Consider the following 2,156-nt stretch of genomic DNA (forward strand, 5'->3'; position numbering starts at 1 on the left):
CGCGATCGCCGTACCGCTCGCCGGGGCGGGATTCAGCGGCGATTCGAGTTCTGCGGGGGCGCTCGACTCCGCGATCACCTCGCTCTACGATCTGCCCGGCGGCCCCGCCACGATCGTCGGGATCGGCGTCGGCTTCCTGGCCTACGGCGTGTTCTGCCTGTTCCGCGCCCGCTTCGCCGACCTCTAGCGCACTGCGGCCTCCTGCGGAGGAGTGACCGGCGCCGCGTCCGCCGCCGGGTCGAGCACCACCTTGATGCAGCCGTCCTCCTTCTTCTGGAACAGCTCGTACATCTCGGGCGCGCTCGCGAGCGGCACGCGGTGGGTCGTGAGGTCGGCCGTGCCCAGCGGATCCCCCTCCTGCTCGGCGAGGGGCAGCAGATCCTCGATCCACCGCTTCACGTTGCACTGACCCATCTTCAGCGTGATCTGCTTGTCGAAGAGCGTCTTCATCGGCAGCGGATCGGCGTTGCCGACGTACACGCCGCTGATGGAGACCGTGCCTCCGCGGCGCACGAGATCGATGCCCTGCAGCAGCGCCGCCGTACGGTCGATGCCCGCGTGCTCCATCATCGGGCGCGCGAGCACATCGGGGAGCGCCCCGATCGCCGTGTGCGCGGCGTGCACGCCGGGGCTGCCGTGCGCCTCCATGCCGACGGCGTCAATGACGGCGTCGGGCCCTCGTCCATTCGAGAAATCGATCGCCGCAGCCTCGACGTCACCCGGTTCGCAGACCGCGATGCCGTGACGCGCAGCCATCTCCCGACGCTCGGGCACCGGGTCGACGGCGAGCACGCGCCCCCCGCGGTGCGCCGCGAGCCGCGCCGCGAACTGACCGACCGGTCCGAGCCCGAGCACGAGTGCGGTATCGCCCTGCCCGACTCCCGCGTAGGCGACTCCCTGGGCGGCCGTCGGAAGGATGTCGCTGAGGAAGAGGTAGCGCTCATCCGGGAGCGCATCGCCCACCACGATCGTGTTGTAGTCGGCGATGGGCACTCTGAGCAGCTCCGCCTGACCGCCCGGCACCTGGCCGTAGAGCTTCGTGTAGCCGAAGAGCGCGGCACCCGAACCGTACTCGGTCACCTGGGTGCTCTCGCACTGGGACTGCAGGCCGCGCGTGCACATCCAGCAAGCGCCGCAGGCGATGTTGAACGGGATGACGACGCGCTGCCCGACCGTGAGCGACGTCACGCCCGGACCGACCTCCTCGACCACGCCCATCGTCTCGTGCCCCAGCACGTCGCCCGCGTCGAGAAACGGCCCGAACAGTTCGTACAGGTGGAGGTCCGAGCCGCAGATCGCGGTCGAGGTGACTCTGATGATGGCGTCGCCCGGCTCCTGGATCACCGGATCCGGGACCTCCTCGACCGAGATCTTCCGCTTCCCCTGCCAGGTCACTGCGCGCATACTGCTCTCCTTTACTGCTGTGCGTTGAATGGAATCGTGGATGTCGACGAGAATCGGATCACTCGCCGGGCGAGAGGCGGGCGAGGACGGCTTCGAGCGCCGCCTCGACCGTCTGCTGCATGACCTCGACGGGGTCGCCCGAGCAGGAGAGGTGCTCGACCTCCGTGGGCGACCCTCCCCCGGTCACCGCGAGCACGACCGTGCCCGCGGGCTTCCCCTCGTCGGGCTCGGGGCCGCCCACGCCCGTCACAGAGACCGCGATGTCGGCGAGCAGGAGCCGAGCCGTCGACTCCGCCATCGCGATCGCCGTCGGCTCCGTCACGACCGGCCCGCGCGGCGCTCCCAGCAACGAGAACTTCACCTCGGGGTGGTACGCGATGATGCCTCCGCGGAACCAGGTGCCGGATTCGGGGGCGGCGGCGAGGGCCGCGCCCAGTTGTCCTCCCGTCAGCGATTCGGCTACGGCGATCGTCGCGCCCGATGCGCCCGCCCGCTCCGCGATGCGCTCCACCAGGCGATCCACGCGTCCCTCAAGTGCAGATTCGACCATGACTGCTGTACTCCTCTCGCTCCACAAGAATCGGTGTCGACGCGGCCGACTGTACGGGCGCCGATTTCTCGGCGCAGGGGCCTTGACGCCTCGCATCGCGGCACGCAACCCCCTGGGCATGCGGGCGACGAGGCGGCATCGTGGGATCGTTCTGGCATTGCGGGCCTCCTCGAGTCGCTAGTGATCCCACGATGCCACCTCG

General features: G+C 69.8%; 3 protein-coding genes. 1 reads left to right on the top strand and 2 read right to left on the bottom strand.

Features of this window, described 5'->3' with window-relative positions; all coding sequences use genetic code 11:
* A partial coding sequence (locus NS354_RS12455; protein WP_153002220.1) for a DUF1206 domain-containing protein occupies window positions 1-187 on the top strand: 187 nt, incomplete at its 5' end.
* Here NS354_RS12455 and NS354_RS12460 read toward each other — a convergent pair.
* Window positions 184-1,404: an alcohol dehydrogenase catalytic domain-containing protein gene (locus NS354_RS12460; RefSeq protein ID WP_058594774.1), complete on the bottom strand. Its 1,221-nt coding sequence runs from the start codon at window positions 1,402-1,404 to the stop codon at window positions 184-186. The genes NS354_RS12455 and NS354_RS12460 overlap by 4 nt on opposite strands.
* Window positions 1,405-1,462: 58 nt before the next feature.
* Window positions 1,463-1,954, bottom strand: a complete 492-nt coding sequence (locus NS354_RS12465) for a CinA family protein (protein WP_058594775.1) — start codon at window positions 1,952-1,954, stop codon at window positions 1,463-1,465.
* Window positions 1,955-2,156: the final 202 nt, after the last annotated feature.

The organism is Leucobacter chromiiresistens (assembly GCF_001477055.1).
Lineage (GTDB): Bacteria > Actinomycetota > Actinomycetes > Actinomycetales > Microbacteriaceae > Leucobacter > Leucobacter chromiiresistens_A.